General features: G+C 62.9%; 8 protein-coding genes. 5 read left to right on the plus strand and 3 right to left on the minus strand.

What is annotated here, in order from left to right; genetic code table 11:
* Positions 1-105 precede the first annotated feature (105 nt).
* Positions 106-1,371: an ergothioneine biosynthesis protein EgtB gene (egtB, locus tag A3728_RS14485; protein WP_067925081.1), complete on the plus strand. Its 1,266-nt coding sequence runs from the start codon at positions 106-108 to the stop codon at positions 1,369-1,371.
* A gap of 211 nt (positions 1,372-1,582) precedes the next feature.
* Here the strand turns inward: egtB and A3728_RS23170 are convergent, their stop codons facing one another.
* Positions 1,583-1,729, minus strand: coding sequence for a hypothetical protein (locus A3728_RS23170; protein ID WP_161487200.1), 147 nt, complete (start codon positions 1,727-1,729; stop codon positions 1,583-1,585).
* On the opposite strand from A3728_RS23170, the gene A3728_RS14490 reads away from it, so the two are divergent.
* The 4 genes from A3728_RS14490 to A3728_RS14505 all read left to right on the plus strand — a co-directional run bounded on the left by A3728_RS14490 (position 1,728) and on the right by A3728_RS14505 (position 5,685).
* Complete coding sequence (locus tag A3728_RS14490) at positions 1,728-2,786, plus strand: extracellular solute-binding protein (RefSeq protein WP_067925084.1); 1,059 nt, start codon at positions 1,728-1,730, stop codon at positions 2,784-2,786. The genes A3728_RS23170 and A3728_RS14490 overlap by 2 nt on opposite strands.
* Before the next feature lie 73 nt (positions 2,787-2,859).
* On the plus strand, positions 2,860-3,978 hold the full coding sequence (locus A3728_RS14495) for an ABC transporter ATP-binding protein (protein ID WP_067925086.1): 1,119 nt from the start codon (positions 2,860-2,862) through the stop codon (positions 3,976-3,978).
* Positions 3,968-4,834, plus strand: a complete 867-nt coding sequence (locus tag A3728_RS14500; protein ID WP_067925088.1) for an ABC transporter permease — start codon at positions 3,968-3,970, stop codon at positions 4,832-4,834. Before A3728_RS14495 ends, A3728_RS14500 begins: the two co-directional genes overlap by 11 nt.
* A complete protein-coding gene (locus A3728_RS14505; RefSeq protein WP_067925089.1) occupies positions 4,831-5,685 on the plus strand; it encodes an ABC transporter permease in 855 nt (284 codons plus the stop codon). The genes A3728_RS14500 and A3728_RS14505 overlap by 4 nt, the downstream gene beginning before the upstream one ends.
* Before the next feature lie 61 nt (positions 5,686-5,746).
* On the opposite strand, the gene A3728_RS14510 is transcribed toward A3728_RS14505, so the two are convergent.
* Together A3728_RS14510 and A3728_RS14515 are read right to left on the minus strand one after the other, a co-directional pair.
* On the minus strand, positions 5,747-6,187 hold the full coding sequence (locus A3728_RS14510) for a methyltransferase family protein (protein ID WP_082850937.1): 441 nt from the start codon (positions 6,185-6,187) through the stop codon (positions 5,747-5,749).
* Positions 6,188-6,234: 47 nt separating this feature from the next.
* A partial coding sequence (locus A3728_RS14515; protein ID WP_150120821.1) for a multicopper oxidase domain-containing protein occupies positions 6,235-6,807 on the minus strand: 573 nt, incomplete at its 5' end.

Genomic DNA, 6,807 nt, shown 5'->3' on the forward strand with positions numbered 1-6,807 from the left:
CGGATCACAACTTTGCAAGAGCACCCGGCGGCGCTTGAAAATAGCGGCTCAGGCTTAATTATGCTTGGTACCCTGTGTCTTGTGTGCCCGAGAGGATAGTTTCCGATGAACAACCCCAAACTTTTGCCGCTGGCGCCCAGCGAAGCGATGAGCCTTTTCACCACCACGCGCGCCCGGACGCAGGCACTGGCCGCACCGCTGAGCCCCGAAGACACCATGTTGCAAAGCATGGAAGATGCCTCTCCCGCGAAATGGCATCTTGCCCATACCACATGGTTCTTCGAAGAGTTCATCCTGAAGCCGCGGGTGGCTGACTATACCTCGCCCGATGATCGTTTCGCCTTTCTTTTCAATTCCTACTACACGCAGGCGGGGCCGCGTCATGCGCGCGATCGCCGGGGGCTCGTCTCCCGCCCGGATGGCGAGGCCGTGCGCGGCTATCGCGCCCATGTGGAAGACAGCCTCGACCGGCTGATGGATGCAGACCGCGACGATGCCGAGGACATCGCCGCTTTGGTCGAGCTTGGCTGCCACCATGAGATGCAGCATCAGGAGCTTCTTATCACGGACCTTCTGCACGGTCTCAGCTTCAATCCGCTGCTGCCCGCCTACAAGGACCCGGAACCGCTCGCCGTGACATCCGAGGTACCGCTGACGTTCAAACGCCACCCCGGCGGGCTGGTCGAAATCGGCCATGACGGGGAGGGTTTCGCCTATGATTGCGAAGGCCCGCGCCACAAGTCCTGGCTGGAGCCCTTCGAGATCGCCGAGCGGCCCGTCACCAACCGCGACTGGATCGCCTTCATGGAGGACGGCGGCTACGGCGATACGCGCCTGTGGCTGATGGAAGGGCACGCGGTGGCCAGCAAGGAAGGCTGGGAACATCCCCTCTACTGGTGGTCGCAGGACGGCGAATGGTGGACGTACACGCTGCGCGGGCCGCAGCCCGTTGCTTTGGACGCCCCCGTCGTTCATGTGAGCTACTACGAGGCGGAGGCCTTTGCCCGCTGGGCCGGGGCCCGGTTGCCGACCGAAGCGGAACATGAGGTCGCATTCCGCGATACGCCTATCCAGGGCAACCTAATGGGCGAAGCCGGTTCGATCGGCGCGCTGCGTCCGCTGCCCGGCCCAGGCATCTGGGGCGATGTCTGGGAATGGACGGCGTCCGACTTCGCGCCCTATCCCGGGTTCCGCCCGCCGGAGGGGGCCCTGGGCGAATACAACGGGAAATTCATGGTCAACCAGCGTGTTCTGCGGGGCGGGTCCTGTGCCACGCCGAAAGAGCAGTTGCGCGCGACATACCGGACGTTCTTCTACCCGCATCAGCGCTGGCAGATGATGGGCCTGCGTCTGGCCAAGGACGCGGCCTGATCCGGCTGTCGCCCTCTGATCGCTGAGGGTTCGGGGTTTTGTGGCGGGCGCGCGTTCCATGCGCCCGCGCAGGGCGGCGCGTGATCTGCCCCTGTACTTCCGACGAAATGTACCTCCTGCTGCGTGGATCATCCGCGGCGGGAACATGATCGTTGTGTCATACCGCAATAGCTGTACTAATTCCGCGCAGGGGCCTGTCTGCCGGAAAGTGTCATGCATGTGTCACACGGCGGGGATAGCCAAAGGCCACCTTGGCGGGAACGCGTTCCGATGCCGGGCCATCGGCCTGCCGTTCTGGCGGGGGGATGGGCGGCTGGCGGTGCACGTCCACCTGGCCGATCAACAAGGAGTACGACATGAAAACGACAATCTTTCTTTCCGCATCCGCGCTGGCGCTTTCTTCTTTCGGGGCCCAGGCCGAGACGCTGCGCCTTTTGACCTGGGGCGGTTACGCGCCCGAGAATGTGATCGAGATGTTCGAGGCCGAAACCGGACATACCGTCGAAGTCACCAAATCCAACAACGAGGAAATGATTGCCAAGCTGCGTGCGACCAACGGCGGCGGCTTTGACCTTGCCCAGCCCAGCCAGGACCGGATCGCCGGGCCGCAGATCGAATTCGGCATCTACAAGCCGCTCGATCTGTCCAAGATCGACGCAAGCCAGTTCATCCCCTCCATGCTGGAAGCCACCAAGGCCAATACAACGGTGGACGGCGAGGTCTACGGCGTGCCGCATGTCTGGGGCACCTCCGGTCTGGTGCTGAACACCGCCATGGCGGGCGACGTGAAGGACTATACGGACCTGTGCAGCGATGCGGTGGCGGGAAAGGTCTCCTACCGGCTGAAGCGCGCGACGCTGACCGGCTTTGCCTTTGCCATGGGGATGGACCCTTTCGCCGCCTATGACGACGAAGAGGCGTATCAGGACATTCTGGACAAGGTCGAAGCCAAGCTGATCGAGTGCAAGCCCAACGTCAAAGCCTATTGGGGCGGCGGCGATGAGCTGAAGAACCTGCTGCGCTCGGGCGAGGTGACGGCGGCCATGGCCTGGGATACCGGCGGCTGGCAGCTGAACGACGACAATCCCGACATCACCTTCGTCGCGCCGACATCGGGTGCGCTGGGGTGGATCGACACCTTCGCCATCCCGGCACGCGGGCGCGCGGATGAAGCGGCCTATGCGTGGATCAATTTCGTCATGCAGCCTGAAATCGCCGCGATGATCACCGGGGCGGCGGGCAATTTCACCGCCTCCAAGGGGGGTGACGCGAACGTGGACGATGCGCTGAAGGCGAAGTACCAGAAGAGCTTTCCGCAGGAAGCCATCGACAATGTGAAGTGGTACCCGGTGGTGCCCGCGGGCATCGAGGCGCTGGAAGGCGCGACGCTGGACCGGATCAACGCCGCCAACTAGGCTTTCCACCCACCACGAACACCGGGAAGCGCGGTCTCCGCGCTTCCTGCATCCATGCGAAAGACGGTGTCAGATGTCCCAAGTCCCCGATCTGGAGTGCCGTGCGATCTCCAAGAGTTTTGACGAATTCAAGGCGGTGAAAGACGTCAGCTTCAGCGTGCCGCAGGGCACGTTCTTTTCCATCCTCGGCCCGTCGGGCTGCGGCAAGACGACCCTGTTGCGGATGATCGCGGGGTTCCAGAAGCCCACGGGCGGTGATCTGTTGATCAAGGGCCGGTCGGTGCTGGAGGTGCCGCCCAACAAGCGCCCGGTGTCGATGGTGTTCCAGCATCTGGCGCTCTTCCCGATGATGAACATCGGGGCCAACGTCGGCTTCGGTCTGCGCCAGCGCGGCGTGAACCGAGCCGATACCAAGCGGCAGGTGGAGCGGGTGCTAGAACGTGTCGGGCTGGCCGGGGTCGCGGACCGGCCCGTCAATTCGCTTTCGGGCGGGCAGAAACAGCGCGTCGCCATCGCGCGGTGCATGGTGCTGGAGCCGGATGTCCTGCTGCTTGACGAACCGCTGGGCGCGCTGGACCTGAAGCTGCGCGAACATATGAAGGTGGAGCTGAAGCAGCTGCAGTCCGAATTCAACACGACCTTCGTTTACATCACCCACGACCAGTCCGAAGCACTGGTGATGAGCGACCAGATCGCGGTGATGAACCACGGGGTCTTTGAACAGGTCGGCATCGCGAAAGAGCTTTATTACGAACCCGAAACCGCCTTTGTCGCCGGTTTCGTGGGGGAGGCGAACCGGTTTTCCGCCCGGATCGACAGTATAGACGGCGGGATCCTCGGCATGGTCACCCCCGAAGGCCGTACCCTGCGTGGGATCGGCGCGGGGCAGGGGTTGGCCACCGGAACCACCGTGGATGTCTTCGTGCGCCCCGAAGCGGTGCGGCTGTCGCGCCGGCATGCGGATCTTTCGGCCATGGGTAATTCCGGTCAGGGACAGGTCCGGAACATCCTGTTCAACGGGGCCAACAGCCAGTTGATCCTGCGCGACCAGACCACCGGCGCGGACATGAACGTGGCCCTGCCGCAGACCGGGGAATTCCGCGATCTGGCGCAGGGCGACACGGTCCATTTCGGATGGGAGCCGCAGCAGACGCGGGTCTATCCCGGGGCAGGGGGACGGCATGGGAACTGACCGGACCCGGCTGGGCTTCTGGCTGCTGATCGCCCCGCTGGCGGTCTGGCTTCTGGCCCTCATCGTCCTGCCGCATGTGGGGATGTTCCTCGTGAGCCTGCGCGAAAGGGTCGGCGTGCGCGAGTATGAGACGAGCCTCGCCAACTACGCGGTGTTCTTCAATGAACCGCTCTACTGGAACACCTTCGCGCGCACGGCCTATATGTCCATCTCGGCCACCGCGCTGACGCTTCTGATCGGTTTTCCCATCGCCTATTACATCGCCAAGCTGACCCGCGGGCGCACGAAGACGACGCTGTTCCTGATGTGCCTCATCCCCTTCTGGGTGAGCGAACTGGTCCGCACCTTCGGCTGGATGATCCTGCTGCGGGAAACGGGCATTTTCTCGGGCCTGCTGCAATATCTCGGGCTGGTCGGCGGCCCGGTCGAAATGCTCTACAACGATGCCGCGATCATGACGGGGCTTGTCTATACCTCGATGCTGTTCATGGTGGTGCCGCTCGTCACCACGCTGGACAGTCTGGACGACAGCCTGATCGAAGCGGGCTATGATCTGGGGGCCAGCGGCTTTGCCATCCTGCGCGAAATCGTCATTCCCCACGCCATGCCGGGCATTGTGTCGGGCTGTATCGTGGTCTTCATGCTGAGCCTCGGCAATTACCTGACCCCGATCCTGCTGGGCGGCAAGGACAGTCTGTGGTTCACCGGGCTGATCTATGACCAGTTCATCACCCGCTTCAACTGGGAGCTGGGCTCCGCCTTCGGGTTCCTGCTGCTGGGCCTGTCCTCGCTGATCGTGTTTCTGGGGCTCAAGCTGTCCGGGCAGTCGCTGGGCAAGACGATGGCGCAGACATGATCGTCGGCATCCCGCAAAGCGGCGCGTTTCGCTGGACCTACCGGGCCTATGTGACCCTGTTTTTCATCTACCTCGCACTGCCGCTGATCACCGTCTGCGTCTTTGCCTTCAACGACAGCGTCTTTCCGTCGCTCCCGTGGGAGGGGTTCACCTGGGCATGGTTCTTCGGAACGGAGGCCCCCTATATCGGCGTGTTCCACGAACGCCCGATCCTGCGCTCCATCGTGACGAGCGCCATCGTGGCGTTCTGGGTGTCGGTCCTTTCGGTCATCGTCGGCACCACCAACGCGTTTCTCTTCGTCCGCTATGAATTCCGCGGGAAGGGGTTGCTCTATATCCTGATGCTGCTGCCGCTGATCATTCCCGGGATCATCCTCGGCATCTCGATCCTCGTGTTTTCATCCACCGTCGCCAACACGCTGGAGGACGCGACCGGCCTCTGGTTCGACGGGCTGCGGCCCGGTCTGATCCTCGTGGTGCTGGGCCAGTTTTCGTTCATCACCACGTTTGCCACGCTGGTCATTTCCGCCCGGTTGCAGAAATTCGACCCCAGCCTGGAAGAGGCGGCCTTGAATCTGGGGGCGACGCCATGGGGTGCCGTCCGCGCGGTAACGCTGCCCTTTCTCTACCCGGCGATGGCGGCGGCGGGCGTTGTCGCGGTGCTGATGTCATTCGAGAACTTCAATACCACTCTGATGCTGGTGGGGTCCGACGCGCCGCTGACCATCACCATGTTCGACCGGCTGAAGCTCGGCTCTACCCCGGTGCTGAACGCGGTTTCGCTGTTGCTTATGGTGGCCTCCGCCGTGCTGGGGCTGGCGAGCCTGCTGTTGCAGAAACGGCGGGAGTAGGGCGTTCGACATCGAAGGCTGTGAACCATGCCTTTCCCCGGGGCCTCTCAGCAAGTCCCGTTCAAATCCAGCGCCTCACCTCGTCCTGATAGCCGAGATACGGTTTGCCGAGATGCGCGGTCAGTCGCGCTTCTTCGGGCAGGATGAAGAGACGGAGGAGAACGAAATAGAAGGGCACCAGTAATAGGAGCGCCCAAGGCGAGCCCAGGACAAGGCACCACCCGGCCAGAACCACCATATCCGCCAGATAGATGGGGTTGCGTGAAAAACGGTAGGGCCCTGTGCGGACGAGGGCGGTAGGCGGCTGGTGCGGAACGATCGTCGTGCGGGCCTTTCGGAAGGCCGTTGCCGCCCAGACCATGATCGCCATGCCAAGGCCCATCAGCATATATCCGAACACCACGAATTCCCCGCCCCAAGGGGCGTGGAACCGGGCGATCAGCCAGGCGAGGGCCATGAAGCCTACCAGCCAGACGGGCGGATAATTGAGCGTCGGTTTCAAGCTTGGCTCCTTTCACTCTGCGCCGTGGAACGTCTTCATCGCATTTCCTATCCGACGGTGAATTGCCCCATCATGCCCGCATCCTCATGTTCGAGGATGTGGCAGTGATACATGAAGGGCGTCTCTTTGTCGGCACGCTTGTCGAAACGAACGAGGATCTCGGTCGGGCCTTCGATATGCACCACGTCCTTGAGGCCGATCCGCGCCGGATCGACGGCGCGTCCGCCCATCATCAGAACCTGAAACGAGGTGCCGTGAACGTGGAACGGATGGACCATCATATCCGCGTTTATGCGCCACAGCTCGGTCTCGCCCATGGGTACGTCAAAGTCGATGCGCCCCATGTCGAAGGATTTTCCGTTGATGCCCATGATCTGGCTGTCGCGCCCGATCAGGTTGTTGAACATGCTGCCCATCATGGATCCCGCATGCATGTTGAGCATGAACTCCCGTGTCCGCGCCGGTGCGCCAAGGTCGGGCAGTTCCGCGGGGAGGGAGGCAGGCAGGCGCGCCGGTCCACGCGCGGTGGCATCGCCCACGTCGAAGGACATGACGTCGAGCGGGGCCGCATCGTCCCCGCCGCCCATCATGCCGCCGCCACCCATCATGCCACCTCCGCC

Origin of the sequence: Sulfitobacter sp. HI0040 (genome assembly GCF_001634885.1) — a bacterium.
GTDB lineage: Bacteria > Pseudomonadota > Alphaproteobacteria > Rhodobacterales > Rhodobacteraceae > Sulfitobacter.